Genomic DNA, 19,427 nt, shown 5'->3' with positions numbered 1-19,427 from the left:
GAGGAAGGCGGTCGCCCCGTCGGTGCGGGCGCCGGTGACGGTGTCGGCGGACTCGGTGCCCTCGGCGAGCCGGGCGAGTTCGGCCAGCGCGCCCGCGTGGTCGTCGGCGAGGACGACCGCACGGTGGTCCAGGGCGGCCCGGGAGAGCGCCAGGGAGTGGGCGACATCGCGCAGCGCCACCTCCGGGTGGGCGGCCAGGTGGGCACGGAGCGCCTCGGCCTGGCGGGGCAGCGACTTGGCGTTCTTCGCCGAGACCGCCAGCAGCACGGGCAGCGCGCCGCCGCCCGGCCGCGCGGGGTCGCTCTCCTCGCGGGGCGCCTGCGTGCGCTGTGGTGCCTCCTCCAGGATGACGTGGGCGTTGGTGCCGCTGAGGCCGAAGGAGGAGACACCCGCGCGGCGCGGACGCTCCCCGGCCGGCCACCGCACCGGCTCGGTCAGCAACTTGACGTTGCCCGCCTCCCAGTCCACGTGCGGCGAGGGCTCGTCCACGTGCAGCGTCTTGGGCAGCACACCGTTGCGCAGGGCCATCACCATCTTGATGACACCGCTGACACCGGCCGCCGCCTGCGCGTGACCGATGTTGGACTTGATGGAGCCCAGCCACAGCGGCTTGTCCGCCTCACGGTCCTGGCCGTAGGTGGCCAGCAGCGCCTGCGCCTCGATCGGGTCGCCCAGACGGGTGCCGGTGCCATGGCCCTCGACCGCGTCGACATCCGCCGTGCTCAGCCCGGCCGCGGCCAACGCCTGCTGGATGACCCGCTGTTGGGAGGGGCCGTTGGGCGCGGTCAGACCGTTGGAGGCGCCGTCCTGGTTGACGGCCGAGCCCCTGATCACCGCCAGCACCGGATGGCCGGCCGCCTCGGCGTCGGAGAGCCGCTCCACCAGGAGCAGACCGATGCCCTCCGCCCAGCCGGTGCCGTCGGCCGCACCCGCGAACGCCTTGGAACGGCCGTCCGCGGCAAGCCCGCGCTGCTGGCTGAAGTCGACGAACAGATCCGGCGTCGGCATCACCGTGACACCGCCCGCCAGCGCCATGGTGATCTCACCCGAGCGCAGCGCCTGGCACGCCATGTGCAGGCTCACCAGCGACGAGGAGCAGGCGGTGTCGACCGTGACGGCCGGCCCCTCAAGACCCAGCGTGTAGGCGACCCGGCCGGAGGCGATACTGCCCGCGCTGCCGTTGCCGAGGTAGGCCGCCAGATCCTCCGGCACCTCACCGGCCCGGCTGCCGTACTCGTGGTACATGATGCCCGCGTACACCCCGGTACGGCTGCCGCGCACGGTGTGCGGGTCGATGCCCGCCCGCTCGAACGCCTCCCACGCCGACTCCAGCAGCAGCCGCTGCTGCGGGTCCATCGCGAGGGCCTCCTTCGGCATGATCCCGAAGAAGTCCGCGTCGAACTCGGCGGCGTCGTACAGGAATCCGCCGTCCTTGGCATACGTCTTGCCCGGCAGGCCCGGCTCCGGGTCGTAGATCGCCTCCGCGTCCCAGCCGCGGCCGGCGGGGAAGGGGCCGATGGCGTCGCGGCCGGCGGCGACCAGCTCCCACAGGTCCTCCGCGGAGCGCACCCCGCCGGGGAAGCGGCAGCTGACCGCGACGATCGCGATCGGGTCGTCGCCGGTGGCCGGACCAGCCCTGCGGACGGCCGCCGCCGGGGCGGCCACCGCGCTCACCGACAGCTTCTCCAGTACGAAGCCCGCCACCGCACGGGAGTTGGGGTAGTCGAAGACCAGCGTGGCCGGCAGCCGCAGCCCGGTCGCCGCACCCAGCTGGTTGCGCAGTTCGACCGCGGCCAGCGAGTCGAAGCCCTGCTCGCGGAAGGCCGTCTCCGGGCCCACCGCGTCCGCCGAGGCATGCCCCAGCACGGCCGCGACCTGCGTGCGCACCAGATCCAGGACGATCCGCTCCCGCTCCTGCCGCGACACCGCGGCCAGCCGCCGCTCCAGCTCACTGGACTCCGCCGCCGCCGCGGTCACCGTACGGCGCACCACTGCGCGCACCTTGCCGCGCAGCAACGCGGGCACGTCCTCGCCCCGCGCGGCCAGCGCACCGGCGTCGATCCGCAGCGGCAGCACCACCGCGTCCTCGCCGGCCACCGCCGCGTCGAACAGGGCCAGGCCCTCCTCGACGGAGAGCGCGGGCAGCCCCAGGCGCCGCATCCGCTCCAGGTCGGCGTCGGTGAGGTCACCACCCAGACCGGTGCTGATCTCCCACATGCCGAACGCCGGCGCCGTGGCGGGCAGGCCCTGGGCGTGGCGGTGGGCGGCGAGACCGTCCAGGAAGGCGTTGGCGGCCGCGTAGTCGCCCTGCCCGGCCGCCAGCACCGAACCGCCGGCCGAGGAGAACAGCACGAACGCGCTCAGCTCCGCCTCCCGGGTCAGCTCGTGCAGATACCAGGCACCGTCCGTCTTGGGCCGCAGCACCGCCTCGACACCGTCGGCCGTCAGCGAACCGACCAGACCGCCCCCGGCGACCGCCGCCGCGTGCACCACACCGCGCAGCGGGTGGCCCGCGTCGATCCCGGCCAGCAGGGCCGCCAGCGCCTCACGGTCGCTCACATCGACCGCCGCCACCGCCACCTCGGCGCCCAACTCCTCAAGTTCCGCGACGAGTTCACGGGCAGCGGGCGCATCAGGGCCGCGCCGGCTGGTCAGCAGCAGATGCCGTACGCCGTGCTCGGCGACCAGGCGGCGGGCCACCAGCGCGCCCAGACCGCTCGTCCCGCCGGTGACCAGCACCGTGCCGGCCGTGTCCCACACCGGCCCGGACGCGCCCGGCGCGGTGATCCGCTGAAGGCGCGGCACCCGCACCTCGCCGTCGCGTACCGCCGTCTCGCTCTCCCCGGCGGCCAGCGCCGTCCGGGCCTGCGCCTCGGCGTCGGTGTCGGCGGCGGAGGCGGTGACATCGACCAGGACGAAGCGTCCGGGGTTCTCCGCCTCGGCGGCCCGGACCAGACCCCACACGGCGCTCTGCGCCGGATCGACGTCCTCGCCCGCCCGCACCGCGAACGCGCCCCGGGTCACCACGGCCAGCCGCCCGGACGCCGAACTGCCGCCCCACTCCTGGACCTTGGCGAGCACCTCACGCACCGTCGCCCGCACCCGGGCGGCCGCGTCGGCGCCCTCCCGCACGGGCACCACATACACACTCGCCTCGTCCGCACCCGGCGCGCCGGCCGGGGCGGCCGGCCACTCCACCCGGTGCAGGGCCGCCGCCGCGCCGTCCGCGGCGGCGGCCAGCTGCTCGGGCGAGACCGGACGCGACACCAGCGACTCCACGGTCGCCACCGGCGCGCCGTTCTCGTCCGCGACCAGGATCTCGGAGACCTCATCACCCCGGATACGGCGGATCCGCACCCGCAGCACCGATGTGCCGGCCGCGTGCAGGGTCACCCCGTTCCAGGAGAACGGCAGCAGGGTCTCGCCCCCGGCCGCACCGTCCCCGCCGAGCAGATCGGCGTGCATCGCCGCGTCCAGCAGCGCCGGGTGCAGCCCGAACCGCGCGGCATCACCGCGGGCCTGCTCGGGCAGCGCCACCTCAGCGAACACCTCATCGCCGCGCACCCAGGCCGCCTTCAGCCCCTGGAAGACGGGCCCGTAGGCATACCCCCGCTCCAGCAGCCGCTCGTAGGCACCCTCGACCTCCAGCGCCCGCGCGCCGGCCGGCGGCCACTGCACGAGATCGAAGGCGGGGACGGCGGCGGCGGGCACCAGGGTGCCGTAGGCGTGCCGCGTCCACGGCGCCTGCGCGCCCGGGCCGCGCGAGTGGATCGCCACCGACCGGGCGCCCGAGGCGTCCGCGGTGCCGACGCGGACCTGCAACGCCACACCGCCGCGCGCGGGCACGATCAGCGGCGCCTCCAGCAGCAGTTCCTCCACCTTGCCGCAGCCGGCCTGGTCGCCCGCGCGGACCGCCAGCTCCACGAACCCGGTACCGGGCAGCAGCACGGTCCCCAGCACGTCGTGGTCGGCCAGCCAGGGCTGGGTGTCCACCGACAGGCGTCCGGTCAGGACGACCTCGCCGGAGTCGGCGGACTCCACCGCCGCGCTCAGCAGCGGATGCGCGACGGCCTCCAGGCCCACCGCCCCCAGCCCGGCCCCGCCGGCCGTCGCACCCTCCAGCCAGTACCGCTGGTGCTGGAAGGCGTAGGTCGGCAGCTCCTGCCAACTGTCGCCGCCCGCACCGAAGTAGGCGTCGAAGTCGAGGGGCGCACCGGCGGCGTGCAGCCGGCCCAGCGCACCGAGCAGGGTGCGTGCCTCGGGCCGGTTCTTGCGTACGGCGGCCTCGACGACGGCGTCCTCGACGCTCGCCCGGGTGAGCGCGGACAGGATCGCGTCCGGCCCCAGCTCCAGGAACCGGCTCACCCCCCGCCCGGCCAGATACCCGACCGTGTCGGCGAAGCGGACCGCCTCGCGCAGGTGCCGGGTCCAGTAGGCGGGGGTGCCCCACTCCTCGGTGATCTCGCCGTGCACTCCGGCGACCACCGGGATCTGCGGGGCCGTGTAGGTGACGGTCTCCGCCACGGCCCGGAACTCGGCCAGCGCCGGTTCCATCAGCGGGGAGTGGAAGGCGTGCGAGACGCGAAGCCGGGTCGTCTTACGGCCCTGCTGCGTGAACTCCGCGACCAGCGCGTCGACTTCAGACTCTTCGCCTGAGATGACCACGGAGGTGGGGCTGTTGATCGCAGCGATCCCCACCGCGTCGCTCACGAACGGCAGGAGTTCCTCCTCGGTGGCCTGGATCGCGGCCATCGCACCACCGGCCGGGAGTGCCTGCATGAGGCGCCCGCGGGCCGTCACCAGCCGGGCCGCGTCCTCCAGGCCGATCGCACCGGAGACGTGTGCGGCGGTGATCTCACCGATGGAGTGCCCGGCCAGGTAGTCGGGGCGCACCCCCCACGATTCGACGAGGCGGTACAACGCGGTTTCCACGGCGAAGAGGGCGGGCTGGGTGTAGGCGGTGCTGTTCAGCAGCGCCTCGTCCTCACCCCACATCACCTCATACAGCGAACGGTCGAGGTGGGTGTCCACGGCCGCCACGACCTCGTCCAGGGCGCGGGCGAACTGCGGGAAGGCGGCGTGCAGTTCGCGGCCCATGCCGAGGCGCTGGGCGCCCTGGCCGGTGAAGAGGAAGGCGGTCTTGCCCTCCTGGACGGTGCCGGCGACGGAGTCGACCGAGGCCAGGGCGGTGAGCAGTTCCTCGCGGGTTTCGCCGACGACGACCGCGCGGTGGTCCAGGCGGGCGCGGCGGGTGGCCAGGGCGCGGCCGACGCCGGCGAGCGCGGAGTCGTCCAAGTCGGCCGCGAACTGGGCGAGTTGGGCGGCCTGGTCGCGCAGGGCCTGCGGGGTGCGGGCGGAGACCACCCAGGGGATGAGGGCCGGCACGGGGCCGTCCTCGTCCCGGGCGGGTGTCGCGGTGGCGGGCGCCTCTTCCACGATGACGTGGGCGTTGGTGCCGCTGATACCGAAGGAGGAGACACCCGCGCGGCGCGGGCGCTCACCGGCCGGCCACTCGACCTCCTCGTTGAGGAGTTCCACCGCGCCCAGTTCCCAGGAGACCTGCGGGGAGGGCTCGGCGGCGTGCAGGGTGCGGGGCAGGACGCCGTGCCGGATCGCCTGCACCATCTTGATGACACCGGCGACGCCCGCGGCGGCCTGCGTGTGGCCGATGTTGGACTTGATCGAGCCCAGCCACAGCGGCTTGTCCGCCTCGCGGTCCTGGCCGTAGGTGGCCAGCAGCGCCTGGGCCTCGATGGGGTCGCCCAGGGTGGTGCCGGTGCCGTGGCCCTCGACGACGTCGACGTCGGCGGTGCTCAGGCCGGCGTCCCGCAGCGCGCGGCGTACGACACGCTGTTGGGAGGGGCCGTTGGGGGCGGTCAGGCCGTTGGAGGCGCCGTCGGAGTTGACGGCGGAACCGCGCAGCACGCCCAGCACCTGGTGGCCGGCGGCCTCGGCGTCGGAGAGACGTTCCAGCAGGAGCAGGCCGGCGCCCTCACCCCAGCCGGTGCCGTCGGCGCCGCTGCCGAAGGACTTGCAGCGGCCGTCGGCGGCCAGGCCGCCCTGGCGGCTCATATCGACGAAGGTGTCCGGGGTGGACATGACGGTGACGCCGCCGGCCAGCGCGAGGGTGCACTCGCCGCGCCGCAGCGCCTGCGCCGCCCAGTGCATGGCGACCAGCGAGGAGGAGCAGGCGGTGTCGACGGTGACGGCCGGCCCCTCAAGGCCCAGCGCGTAGGCGACCCGGCCGGAGACGACGCTGGCCAGGCTGCCGTTGCCGTGGTAGCCGGCGAGGTGCTCGGGCAGCGGGCCCAGCCGCAGCCCCCAGTCGTGGTACATGACGCCGGCGAAGACGCCGGTGTCGCTGCCGCGCAGGGCGTGCGGGTCGATACCGGCCCGTTCGAAGGTCTCCCAGGCGATCTCCAGCAGCAGCCGCTGCTGGGGGTCCATGGCCTGGGCCTCACGCGGGCTGATACCGAAGAATTCCGGATCGAAGTCGGCCGCGTCGTAGAGGAATCCGCCCTGGTCGGTGAGGCTCTTGCCGGCCGCCTCGGGGTCGGGGTCGAAGACGTCGGAGTCCCAGCCGCGGTCGGTGGGGAAGGCGGAGATCGCGTCCACCCCCCCACGCACCAGACGCCACAGGTCCTCCGGGGAGGAGACCCCGCCGGGGTAGCGGCAGGCCATGCCGACGATCGCGATCGGGTCGTCGTCGGTGGCGGAGACGGTGGCCGGGGCGGGCCGGCGCTCGGGGGCCGGCTCACCCAGCCGGGAGGCGAGGTGGTCGGCGAGCGCGCTGGGGGAGGGGTAGTCGAAGATGAGGGTGGCCGCCAGCGGCAGCCCGATCGCCGCGCCGAGCCGGTTGCGCAGCTCGACGGCGGCGAGGGAGTCGAAGCCCATCTCGTTGAACGCGCGGGTGGCTTGGACGCGTTCGGCGCCGTCGTGGCCCAGGACCGCGGCGACCTGCGTACGCACCAGCTCCAGCAGGGCCTCGCCGCGCTCGGCCCGCGACAGCCCCGACAGCCGGCGCGCCAGGGACTGCTCGACATCGGCCGGGGCGGCGGCGCTGCGCCGCACCGGGCGCACCAGACCGCGCAGCACGGAAGGCAGTTCACCGGCACGGGCCTGGAGGCTGCGCAGGTCGAAACGGACGGGCACGGCCGTGGCCCGGCCGCTGCTCAGGGCGTGGTCGAACAGGGCGAGGTTCTCGGCCGGGGTGAGGACCTTCAGGCCGAGGCGCTCGATACGGCGCAGCGCGCTCTCGTCCAGGCCGGCACCCATGCCGCCGACCCCGCTCCACAGGCCCCAGGCGAGTGAAGTGGCGGGCAGACCGGCGGTGTTGCGGTGGACGGCGAGGGCGTCGAGGAAGGTGTTGGCGGCGGCGTAGTTGGCCTGTCCGGCGCCGTCGAGGAAGGTCGCGGTGGAGGAGAACAGCACGAACGCGTCGAGGCCGGCCGAGGCGGTCAGCTCGTGCAGATGCCAGGCACCGTCGGCCTTGGGCCGCAGCACCGTCTCCAGCCGTGCCGGGTCCAGCGACTCCACCAGCGCGTCGTCCAGCACACCGGCGGCGTGCACGACGGCGGTCAGCGGCCGGTCGGCGGGAATCGCCTCCAGTACGGCGGCCAGCGCCGCACGGTCGGCGACATCGACGGCGCTCACCCGCACCTCGGCGCCCAACTCTCCCAGCTGCGCGGCCAGTTCACGGGCCGCGGGCGCATCGGGGCCGCGCCGGCTGGTCAGCAGCAGGTGCCGTACACCGTGTTCGGTGACCAGGTGGCGGGCGAGGGCGGCGCCGACCCCGCCGGTGCCGCCGGTGATCAGGACCGTGCCCTCGGGGTTCCACCGGGCGGCAGAGGTCTCCTCGGCCGGCGCGGCGGCCAGCCGCAGCACGAGGAACACCCCGTCACGGACGGCGGCCTCCGCCTCCTCCAGACCGGCCGCCAGCCGTACCACCTCCCGCTCGTCGAGGGAGCCGTCGCTGTCCACCAGCACGAAACGGCCCGGGTGTTCGGCCTGCGCGGAGCGCACCAGACCCCACACCGGGGCCTGACCGAGGTCGGCCTCCTCGCCCGGCGCGGCGGCCACCGCGTTGCGGGTGAGGACGACCAGCGGGCCCGCGGCCGGACGCTCGTCGGCCAGCCACGCCTGGAGCGCGGCCAGCACGTCGCCGCTCGCGGCGCGCACCCGCTCGGGAACGGAAGCGCCCTCGGCCGCGGCCGGGACGGTGTGCACCGCCGGATGCGGGGCGCCGGCGGCCGGGGCGGGCAGCGCACGCGGCGTCCACGCCAGGTGGTAGAGGGTGTCACGGCCCGGGGTGCGCAGCCGGGCGGTGTCGACGGGCCGTACGGTGAAGGACTCCACGCGGCCGACGGGCAGACCGTCGCCGCCCGCCAGGTCCAGGGCGACGGAGTCGCCGCCGGTCGCGGTGATCCGCACCCGCAGCACGGCCGCGCCGGACGCGTACAGGCTCACGCCCGCCCAGGCGAACGGCAGCCGGGGTCCGGCGCCCTCGGCGGCGGGCGCGGCGAAGTCGGTGGCTTGCAGGACGGCGTCCAGCAGCGCCGGGTGCAGGCCGAACTCGCCTGCCTGTCCGGCGACTTCGGCGGGCAGGGCGACCTCGGCGAACACCGCGTCGCGGCCCCGCCACACCCCGCGCAGACCGTGGAAGGAGGGCCCGTAGCCGTAGCCCTGGCCGGCCATCTCCTCGTAGAGGCCGCCGATGTCGACGGGGTCGGTGCCGCGCGGCGGCCACACGGCCGCCTCGAACCGCTCCCCGCCGGCGGCGGGTTGCGCGCTCAGCCGGCCGGAGGCGTGGCGCTGCCAGTCGGTGTCGGCGGGGGCGTCCTCGTCACGGGAGTGGAAGACGACCCCGCGGCGGCCGTCGGCCTCCGGCGGGCCGACGACGATCTGCAGGGCCACCCCGCCGGTGTCCGGCAGCACCAGCGGCGCCTCCATCACCAGCTCCTCCAGGTGGGGCAGGCCGGTCTCCTCACCCGCGCGCAGCGCGAGTTCGACGAACGCGGTGCCCGGCAGCAGGGTGCTGCCCGCGATGACATGGTCGGCCAGCCAGCCCTGGGCGCGCGGCGAGATCCGCCCGGTCAGGACGGTGGCACCGGTGTCGGCGAGGGAGACCACCGCGCCCAGCAGCGGATGGCCGGCCGCGACCTGGCCCAGCCCGGCCGCCTCACCGCGCGCGAGCGGCGCGGAGAGCCAGAACCGCTCCCGCTGGAAGGCGTAGGTGGGCAGCGGGACGCGGCGGGCGCCGGTGGCGGCGAAGAACGCCTGCCAGTCCACCCCGCCGCCGCGGGTGTGCACCCGGGCCAGCGCGCCCAGCAGCCCGCGCCGCTCGTCGTGGCCGCGGCGCAGCGTACCGGTGAAGTGCGCGCCGGAGGAGGCGTCGAGGAGGTCGCGGCCCAGGCCGGTCAGGACCGGGTCGGGGCCCAGTTCGAGGAAGGTGGTGGTGCCCAGCGCGGCCAGCGCGCGCACCGCGTCGGCGAAGCGGACCGCCTCGCGGACATGGCGCACCCAGTAGTCGGGGGAGCACAGTTCGGCGCTGCTCGCGGCCCGCCCGGTCAGCGCGGAGACGACCGGGATACGCGGCGCGGAGTACTCCAGGACGGAGGCCAGCTGCCGGAACTCCTCCAGCATCGGTTCCATCAGCGGGGAGTGGAAGGCGTGGCTGACGCGCAGCTTCTTGGTGCGGTGCCCGCCGGCGGCCAGAGCGGCGGCGGCCTGGTCGACGGCCGCCTCGGCGCCGGAGATGACCACGGCGGTGGGCCCGTTGACGGCGGCGATGGCCACCTCACCGTCCAGATACGGCAGGACCTCCTCCTCGGTGGCCTCGACCGCGGTCATGGCGCCGCCCGCGGGCAGCGCCTGCATCAGCCGGCCGCGCGCGGCCACCAGGGTCGCGGCGTCGTCCAGCGACAGCACCCCCGCGCAGTGGGCGGCGGCCAGTTCACCGATGGAGTGCCCGGCGAGGTGGTCGGGGCGCACTCCCCACGACTCCAGCAGCCGGAACAGCGCCACCTCGACGGCGAACAGGGCGGGCTGGGCGTAGGCGGTGTCGTCGAGGACGTCCTCCTCCTCGCCCCACAGCACTTCGAGCAGGGGACGCTCCAGCTGAAGGTCCAGATGGCCGGCCGCGGCATCCAGGGCGGCGGCGAACACCGGCTCGCTGTCGTAGAGTTCACGCCCCATCGCCAGGCGCTGACTGCCCTGTCCGGTGAACAGGAACGCCAGCCGGCCACCGCCGGCACTGTCCTCGACGACGGCGGGCGTCTCCTGGCCGGCGGCCAGCGCGCGCAGCCCCGCCAGGGTCTGCGCCCGGTCCTGGGCCACGACGACGGCCCGGTGGCGCAGCGCCGCCCGGGAGGTGGCCAGGGACAGTCCCAGATCGGCCGGGGCGAGCTCCTCGTCGGCCTCGACCCGGGCCAGCAGCCGCACGGCCTGCTCGCGCAGCGCGGCCCCGGTGGCGGCGGACACCGCCAGCGGCACCGGCCCCGGCGCGGCGACAGCGGGGTGCTCCTCGTCCTGGGGGAGGGGCGGCTCCTCAATGACGAGGTGGGCGTTGGTGCCGCTCACCCCGAACGAGGACACACCCGCCCGGCGCGGCTCCTCACCCCTGGGCCACGCCACCGGCTCCGTCAGCAGCCGGACCGTACCCGCCGACCAGTCCACGTTCGGGGTGGGCTCGTCCACGTGCAGGGTGCGCGGCAACTCCTCGTGGCGCATCGCCATGAGCATCTTGATGACCCCGGCCGCACCGGCCGCGGCCTGGGTGTGCCCGATGTTCGACTTGGCCGAGCCGAGCCACAACGGCCGCTGCCCGGTGTGCTCCTGGCCGTAGGTCGCGATCAGCGCCTGCGCCTCGATCGGGTCGCCGAGCGTGGTGCCGGTGCCGTGCGCCTCCACCACGTCGACCTGCGCGCCGCTCAGCCCGGCGTTCGCCAGCGCCTGGCGCACCACCTGCTGCTGGGCCCGCCCGCTGGGCGCGGTCAGACCGTTGGAGGCACCGTCCTGGTTGATGGCGGAGCCTCGGATGACACCCACCACCGGGTGGCCGGCCGCCTGCGCGTCACTGAGCCGCTCCAGCACGAACACACCGACACCCTCGGCGAAGGCGGTGCCGTCGGCGGCGGCCGCGAACGCCTTCACGGTGGCGTCCGGGGCCAGCCCGCGCTGCCGGCTGAAGGCGGTGAACGTGCCGGGGCTGCCCATCACCGCGACCCCGCCGGCCAGCGCCAGCGTGCACTCCCCGCGCTGCAGGGACTGCACCGCCAGGTGCACGCCGACCAGCGAGCCCGAGCAGGCGGTGTCGACGGTCAGCGCCGGCCCGGCAAGACCCAGCACGTAGCTGACCCGGCCGGAGATGACACTGGGCGCGTTGCCGCTGAGCAGATAGCCGTCGAGACCGTCGGGCGCCTCGTGCAGGCGCATCGCGTACTCCTGCGGCTCGGCGGCGATGAACACGCCCGCCTCGGTGCCGCGCAGCGCGTGCGGGTCGATGCCGGCCCGCTCGATCGCCTCCCACGCGCTCTCCAGCACCAGCCGCTGCTGGGGGTCCATCGCCAGCGCCTCACGCGGGCTGATGCCGAAGAAGTCCGCGTCGAACCCGGCCGCCTGCGCGAGGAACCCGCCCTGGCGCACATAGGTGGTGCCCGGGGTGGAGGGGTCGTCGGAGAACAGGGCGTCCAGGTCCCAGCCGCGGTCGGCGGGGAAGTCGTCACGCACGTGCTCACCGGCCGCGACCAGCCGCCACAGCTCCTCCGGCGAGGACACCTCACCGGGATAGCGGCAGCCGATGCCGACGATCGCTATCGGCTCGTCACTGGCCGCCACCGCCCGCACCGCCGGCGCGGCGCTCTCCGGCAGCCCGAGGACAGAGGTGCGCAGATGGGCGGCGAGCGCCGCCGGGGAGGGGTGGTCGAAGGCGACGGTCGGCGGCAGCACCAGACCGGTCGCCTGGTTCAGCCGGTTCTGCAGCTCCAACAGGGCGACGGAGTCCAGGCCGAGATCCTTGAAGGACCTGCCGTCCTCCAAGAGCGCCGCCACCGCCTCGGACCCCTCGGGTCCGTCGGGCGCGCCGGCCTGTTTGGCCCGCAGTACCGCGAGCGTGTGCTCGCGCACCAGGCCGAGCAGCACATACGTCTGCTCGGCGGTGGGCAGCGCCGCGAGCTCGCCTACGAGCTCCAACTCCGCCGCCGCGTTCGCCGCGGTGTCACCGGTCGGCCCACCGTGGTTGCCGGGGTTTCCGGGCTGGGTCATCTGCACTCCACACACTCGTTGTCCGCAGCGGACGGAGAAAACTTCGGTGGTCCAGGACGTTCGCCGTCCGCCCGGTGACATCACGTCGTCACCGGGCGGACGGATCGGGTCCGTTCGGGCGGGCGGGGGAGACCGTCCCGAACGACCGGCCTGAAAGAACAGGGGTCGGGGAGAGGAGCGGGGCCCGGCCGGCGTCTCACCGCCGGCCGGTCCTCAGTCGGCGACGCGGGCCGGCTCGACCAGACTCAGGGCCTGCACCGGGCAGGCGTCGATGGAGTCGAGGATCTGCTCACGCAGCGACTCCTGCGGCTCGACGATCAGCATCGCCTGCCCGTCGTCGTTCTGGTCGAACACGTCCGGGCCGGCCAGCACGCACGCGCCGCAGGCGACACACACGTCCTTGTCGATGGCTACTTGCAGCATGAGAGGCCTTCTTCCTTCACCAGGTGACCGGCAGCGCGTGCAGGCCGTCGATGAGGGCCGTGTCGCCCTTGAAGGGCAGCTCGCCGGTGGGCACGTCCAGGCGGAGCGTGGGAATGCGCCGCAGCAGCGTGGTGAAGAGCACCTCCATCTGCATCCGCACCATGGTCTGGCCGGCGCAGCGGTGGTGACCGGAGCCGAACGCCAGGTTCTGCGCCGCCTCCTTGCGGTGGAAGTCCAGCCTGCCCGGCTCGGCGAACACCGCCGGGTCGTGGTTGGCGGCCTGCAACGCGCACACCACACCCTCACCGGCCCTGATCAGCACCCCGCCGATCTCGACGTCCTCCGCGGCGACCCGGACCGTGCCGTGGTCGGAGACGGTGGAGAACCGCATCAGCTCGTCCACCGCCTGCCCGGCCAGCTCCGGGTGCTCGCGCAGCAGCGCCGCCTGCTCGGGATGGGTCAGCAGCACCACGATGGCCATCGTCATGCCGTTCAGGGTGCTCTCGTGACCGCCCGCGATCATCGTGCGGACCAGGGCGCTCAGGTCCAGCGCGCTCAGCTCGCCGCCCCGCTCCCGGTTACGGACGATCAGATGGCTGATCAGGTCATCACCGGGGTTCTCGGTGCGCTCGGCGATCAGCCGGTGCAGCAGGATCTCCACCTCGGCGTTGGCCGAGGCGTGCTCCTCCGCGCTGCCCTGCGTCACCAGCAGCGAGATCCACCGGTAGAACAGGTCGGTGGAATCCCGCGGCAGGTCCAGTTGCTCGGCCGTCTGGATCGAGGGCAGCGGCGCGGTCAGCGCCTGCACCGCGTCGACCGGACCGCCCTGCTCCAGCATCGCGTCGATCAGCTCGTCGACGATCTCCTGCGTCCGCGGACGCATCGCCTCGACCTGCTTGGCCGTCAGCTCAGGCATCAGCAGCATCCGGTGCTTGGTGTGCACCGGGGGGTCCATGTGGAAAAGGGTCCGGCTCACGATGCCCTGCTCCAGCAGCTCCAGCGGGAACGCGAACTGCAGCGGGTAGCCGGGGTCGGCGATGTCGGAGTGGAAACGGGGGTCGCGCAGCATCTGCTGCATGTCCTCGTAACGGGTCAGCAGCCAGGCCTCACGCCCGCTGAACTTCAGTCTGATCTTGGAGACCGGCTCGGTCTCCCGCAGGACCGCGTACTCCTCCGGCGGCGCCATCGGGCAGCCGCGGCGCAGCGGAAACGGTCGCACCTGCGTCTCCGCCGTCTCCGGCCGCGTACTGGTGAGTTCCGTCATGCTTCCTTCTCCCATGGATCAATCGGCCGAGTCGTGTTCGGGGCTTCCGCCAGAACGGAGTTCACCCCATGCAGGCTGCTTCCATTTCCCCGGCCCGAAAACCCCTAAGTCTCCGCCCCCATTAGGGGGGTCGACACGGGGCCGCGGCACGGTCCGGCGGAATTCGAGCGTCGGATGAGAAAGAAGAGCGGCGGGCTCGAATTCAACGACAGAAAGCAGGAATTGACGTAGATTCCGCACCAGCCCGCCGCCGCGCCGGGCGATCGCCTACGATGGACGCACCTGCGTGCGTGATACGCATCGGATCTCGGGAAGAGAACGTATGAAGGCGGAACGGGCCATGACCAGCGACAAGAACGCGGGGCTGCCGAACGGCATCCACGTGCTGTGGGACCTGCGCGAGCGGGAGCAGCGCGGGCGCACCGGCCTGAACACGGCGCGGATCGTCACGGCGGCCATCGCCCACGCCGACGAGAACGGGCTCGCCTCACTGTCCATGGCGCGGGTCGCCGAGCGCCTGAAGTTCGCCACGATGTCCCTCTACCGGCACGTGAGCAGCAAGGACGAACTCCAGTCCCTGATGGTCGACATGGCCTACGGCACACCCCCGGAGCTGACCGCCGGCGAGGGGGAGTGGCGGGCCGGCCTGGAGCAGTGGGCCCGCGCCTTCCTGGAGGTCTTCCGCCGCCACCCCTGGATGCTCCAGATCCCCGTCAGCGGACCCCCGGTGGAGCCGGGCCAGATGAACTGGCTGGAGCGCGGCCTGCGCACCCTGGGCACCACCGGCCTGACCCCCAACGAGAAGCTCTCCGCGATGCTCCTCATGGTCGGCTACGTCCGCAACAACGCCCAGCTCTCCACCGGCATGGCCGGCCGGGACGAGTCCGAGGCCGAACTGATGGCCCACTACGGCCGCGCCATGGACAAGTTCATCGACGCCGAGACCTTCCCCGCCGTCCGCGAACTCATCGACGCCGGCACCTTCGAGGCCCCCGACGATGACTTCGGCTTCGGCCTCCAGCGCGTCCTGGACGGCATCGAGGTCCTCATCCGGGTCCGGGCGGGCGAGAACCCGCTGGGCCGGGCGTAACGCCGCCGCTCGCGCCGACACCACGGGCGCGGCGGCAGCCGCGGCGCCGGCGGGGGAGCGGCCCCGCCTTCCGGGTCCGGCGAGCCCGGCCGGCCCCCCGGCCCCCGGGACCGACTCCGTGACCCCAACAAGACCGTACAGAAGGCGACTTGAGGCCCGAGGCCGCAACCAGGCGGCAGTGAGGGCGACTTGAGCCCCTGTGCTGCAACCAAGCCGCAGTCACGGCAACTTGAGACCCGAGCCGCAACCAAGCCGTAGCGACCGCGACTTGAGGCCCTGGGTCTCAGGTCTCAACCAAGCCGTAGCGGCGGTGGCTTGAGGGCCCAGAACCTCACCCGGGCAGTAGCGGCAGCGGCTTGGGGCCGGACCCTGTCCCGTTCCGTCCCGCCCCGTGCCGTCGCGGAGAAGGCGAAGGCGAAGAGGTCCGCCCCCGGCACCTGACGGTGACGGGGGCGGACCTTTTTTCGGGGGCTCTCCGGGGTCTTGCCGGGGGTCAGCGATAGGCCGCCGAAGAGCGCGGGACGGAGGCGGGGGAACCTTCCGTCCGGGGGGTGGACCGGTAGGCCAGGCCGTAGTCGCCCTCCTGGGCCTGTGCCGCCTCCATCGAGCCGGGCAGCGCCGCCTCGATCGGGGTCTTGCGCAGGAGCAGCGAGGCGACGATCGCGGTCAGGGCCAGCAGCAGGGCACCGGCCGTGCAGGCGACCTGCATGCCGTGGGTGAAGGCGTCCCGGCTGTCGGTGATCAGCTTGCCGCCGGCGCCGGCCGACAGGTGGCCGGCCACGTCGGCCGCGCCGCCGATCGTGTTGTGCAGGGCGTGCAGCGCGGAGCCGGAGACCCCGGCCGGGCGGACGTCGGACATGTCGTGCCGGTAGATCGCGGAGCCGATGGAGCCCAGGGTGGCGAAGCCCATCGCGATGCCGAACTCGGTGAAGGTCTCCGAGACGGCGACCGAGGAGCCGGCCTGCTCCGGCGGCGCGGAGGTGACCACGATCTCGGCGGAGAGCGTCTTGCAGGCCACCATGCCGCCGGCCAGCAGACCGACGCCGACCAGGACCACCGCGATGCTGGAGTCGACCTTGACCTGGGTCAGGATCCCGAACCCGGCGGCGATGATCAGCAGCGCGCCGCCGATGATCTTCCCGGGCCGGATCTTGCGGCCCAGGACCGGGGCGAGACCGACCGCGACCCCGATCGCCGGCATCGGTGCCAGCGACCACAGCGAGGCCTTGAGTGGGGAGTAGCCGAGGACCATCTGCATGTACTGGTTGGTCAGGACGCTGCTGCCCATCAGGGCGAACGCCACCATCATGTTGGTGATGACCGCGCCGCTGAACCCGCCGTTGCGGAACAGCCGCACGTTGATCATCGGGTCGGCGGCGGTGCGCTGGCGGATGACGAAGACGACCAGGAGGACTCCGCCGACCGTGGCCGAGATCGCCGCGGGGCGGCTGTAGCCGTTGATGACGAGCTCCTTGAACCCGTAGATCAGCGCCATGATGCCGGCCAGCGACAGCACGGTGCTGAGCAGGTCGAGCTTGCCGCGGTTGGGGTCGCGGTACTCCGGCAGCAGCAGCGGGCCCAGGATCAGCACCAGCACCATCACCGGGATGTTGATCAGGAAGACCGAACCCCACCAGAAGTTGTTGAGCAGCAGGCCGCCGACGACCGGACCCACGGCCGCGCCCGAGGTGAGGGTGCCGCCCCAGGCGGCGATGGCGGTCTTGCGCTCCTTGGTGTCGTGGAACATGTTGCGGATCAGCGCCAGGGAGGTCGGCGTCAGGGTGGACGCGGCCAGGCCCAGCAGGGCGCGCGAGGCGATCAGCATCTCGGGGCTGGTGGAGAAGGCCGCCAGCGCCGACGCGACGCCGAACATCGCGGCCCCGATCAGCAGCAGCTTGCGCCGGCCGACCCGGTCGCCCAGCCAGCCGACGGTCACCAGGGTGCCGGCCAGCACGAAGCTGTAGATGTCCATGATCCACAGCAGCTGCGTCGCGCTGGGTGAGAGGTCCTCGCTCAGCGGTGCGATCGCGAATCCGAGGACCGATACGTCGACGGCGACCAGGAGGGTGACCAGGACGATCACCACTAGGCCGCACCACTCCTTCATTCCTGCCTTGGGCTTCAGTTCCGTCATGGCAATCGTCCATATCCTCTCGGCGTATGTGGCACGCAGAGCGTATCACATACGCATCTGCGTGCCACGTACTCGTCGTCAGGTGGGGGGTCGGGTGCGCGAGCGGCTCGTGGTACCGAGCGACGGGATGATCACGCGGGTCGAGCGCCGTGGGGTGCGGTACCCCAGGCGCTCGGCCGGTTCGATATGAGAGAAACCCTGCGGGAATGCGGGGGTGCTGTGAGACATTTCCTTATCCCTGACCGCAAGCACATTCGGGTTGGTGAATCGCTTGGCGAGCGGCAAAGTTCCGCTCGGAACGCTAACGGGGTCCACGGCCCCCAACCACCCCTAACCGCCCCCTAACTTGACCCCCGGCCCAATCGGCCGGCGGGGGGCGTGCAGAGGTTCTAGGGGTGCCACTGCCTCCGTCAGGGGTGGGCGCGCGCCCCCCGGGCGAAGTAATTTGCCAGATATCCAGGTCCGACCTGAGTTCGTCAATTGCGTATACCGATTCGGCGCGGAGTCGGAAATTCCTGCCCGGGACGCCGGGGAAACCGCAGCTACTTTCGGCGCAGTCGAAAGGCATTGGAGGGGTGTGCTCGGTGAGCAACGAGGAGAAGCTTCTCGAATACCTACGCCGGGCTACCGCCGACCTGCGCGACACCCGCGCCCGGCTCGCCGAGGCGGAACGCAGAGCCTCCGGCGAACCCGTGGCCGTGGTCGGCATGGCCTGCCGGTATCCCGGCGGCGTCACCTCCCCCCAGGAACTGTGGGAGCTGGTCGCCCAGGGCCGCGACGGCGTCTCGCGGTTCCCCGCGGACCGCGGCTGGGACGTGGACAACCTCTACGACCCCGAACCGGGCAAGCCCGGCCGCACCATCACCACCGAGGGCGGATTCCTCTACGACGCGGGCGACTTCGACGCCGGCCTGTTCGGCATCTCCCCGCGCGAGGCCCTCGCCCTGGACCCCCAGCAACGCCTGCTGCTGGAAACCTCCTGGGAGGCGATCGAACGCGCCGGCATCGCCCCGCACACCCTGCGCGGCAGCCGCACCGGCGTGTTCGGCGGCCTGATGTACCACGACTACGCCCAGGGCACCGAGGCCTCCGGCACCACCGGAGGCAGCCTCGTCACCGGCCGCGTCGCCTTCAGCCTGGGACTCGAGGGCCCGGCCGTCACCATCGACACGGCCTGCTCCTCCTCCCTGGTCGCCATCCACCTCGCGGCCCAGTCACTGCGTTCGGGCGAGTCGACCCTCGCCCTCGCGGGCGGCGTCACCGTCATGTCCGAACCGGACATGTTCCTCTACTTCAACCACCAGCGCGGCCTGGCCTCCGACGGCCGCTGCAAACCCTTCGCCGCCTCCGCCGACGGCACCGGCTGCTCCGAGGGCGTCGGCGTCGTCGTCCTGGAACGCCTCAGCGACGCGCGCCGCAACCACCACCCCGTCCTCGCGGTCATCGCCGGCTCGGCCGTCAACCAGGACGGCGCCTCCTCCAGCATGACCGCCCCCAACGGCCCCTCCCAGCAGCGCGTCATCCGCGCCGCGCTGGACAATGCCGGCCTCACCCCGGCCGACGTCGACGCCGTCGAGGCCCACGGCACCGGCACCAGGCTCGGCGACCCCATCGAGGCCCAGGCCCTGCTCGCCACCTACGGCCAGGACCGCCACGACGGCCGGCCGCTGTGGCTGGGCTCCCTGAAGTCCAACCTCGCCCACACCCAGGCCGCGGCCGGCGTCGGCGGCATCATCAAGATGATCGAGGCCCTGCGCAACGGCCTGCTGCCCAAGACCCTCCACGCCGACGAGCCCACCCCGCACGTCGACTGGGAGGCCGGCAACGTCCGCCTCCTGAACGAGGCGGTCCACTGGCCGGCCGGCGAACGCCCGCGCCGCGCCGCGGTCTCCTCCTTCGGCCTCAGCGGCACCAACGCCCACATCATCGTCGAAGAGGCCCCCGCCGAAGAAGCGGCCGAGACCACCGCCGCGACCACCCAACCACCCGCCGTTCCCGTCGTGTTGAGCGCCCGCACCCCCGGCGCCCTCACCGGCCAGGCCGCCCGTCTGCACACCCACCTCCAGACCCACGACATCCCCCTGACCGACCTCGCCCACTCCACGGCCGTCACCCGCACCCCGCACGAACACCGCGCGGCCGTCGTCGCCGCCACCCGCGAGGAACTCCTCGCCGGCCTAGCCGCCCTCGCGGACGGCACCGCCTCGGCGGACGTGGTGACCGGCACCGTCCAGGAGGGCAGGACGGCGTTCCTG

6 protein-coding genes are annotated in these 19,427 nt (G+C 73.4%); 2 read left to right on the top strand and 4 right to left on the bottom strand.

All coding sequences use genetic code 11. The features are described 5' to 3' along the window. The 3 genes from ABZT12_RS38255 to ABZT12_RS38245 form a co-directional block, all read right to left on the bottom strand. The coding region (locus ABZT12_RS38255) for an SDR family NAD(P)-dependent oxidoreductase (RefSeq protein ID WP_356394167.1) at window positions 1-12,261 on the bottom strand (12,261 nt) is incomplete at its 3' end. A 213-nt stretch (window positions 12,262-12,474) separates the two neighbouring features. Continuing rightward, window positions 12,475-12,684 carry a ferredoxin gene (locus ABZT12_RS38250; protein WP_356394164.1) on the bottom strand — a complete coding sequence of 70 codons (210 nt, stop codon included), beginning with the start codon at window positions 12,682-12,684 and terminating at the stop codon, window positions 12,475-12,477. 16 nt (window positions 12,685-12,700) lie between these two features. Further along, window positions 12,701-13,948, bottom strand: coding sequence for a cytochrome P450 (locus ABZT12_RS38245; protein ID WP_356394161.1), 1,248 nt, complete (start codon window positions 13,946-13,948; stop codon window positions 12,701-12,703). Window positions 13,949-14,288: 340 nt separating this feature from the next. On the opposite strand from ABZT12_RS38245, the gene ABZT12_RS38240 reads away from it, so the two are divergent. Continuing rightward, window positions 14,289-15,038 (top strand): TetR/AcrR family transcriptional regulator, encoded by a 750-nt coding sequence (locus tag ABZT12_RS38240; RefSeq protein WP_356394158.1) that lies wholly within the window; start codon window positions 14,289-14,291, stop codon window positions 15,036-15,038. Window positions 15,039-15,531: 493 nt separating this feature from the next. Here ABZT12_RS38240 and ABZT12_RS38235 read toward each other — a convergent pair whose 3' ends face one another. Continuing rightward, window positions 15,532-17,172, bottom strand: coding sequence for an MFS transporter (locus ABZT12_RS38235; RefSeq protein ID WP_356394155.1), 1,641 nt, complete (start codon window positions 17,170-17,172; stop codon window positions 15,532-15,534). A 584-nt stretch (window positions 17,173-17,756) separates the two neighbouring features. Between ABZT12_RS38235 and ABZT12_RS38230 the strand changes: the two genes are divergently transcribed. Then, the coding region (locus ABZT12_RS38230; RefSeq protein ID WP_356394152.1) for a beta-ketoacyl synthase N-terminal-like domain-containing protein at window positions 17,757-19,427 on the top strand (1,671 nt) is incomplete at its 3' end.

It is taken from the genome of Streptomyces sp. NPDC005423 (assembly GCF_040606415.1).
Taxonomy (GTDB): domain Bacteria; phylum Actinomycetota; class Actinomycetes; order Streptomycetales; family Streptomycetaceae; genus Streptomyces.
The sequence above is the reverse complement of the archived record's forward strand: the minus strand, read 5'-3'. Positions and strand labels throughout refer to the sequence as shown.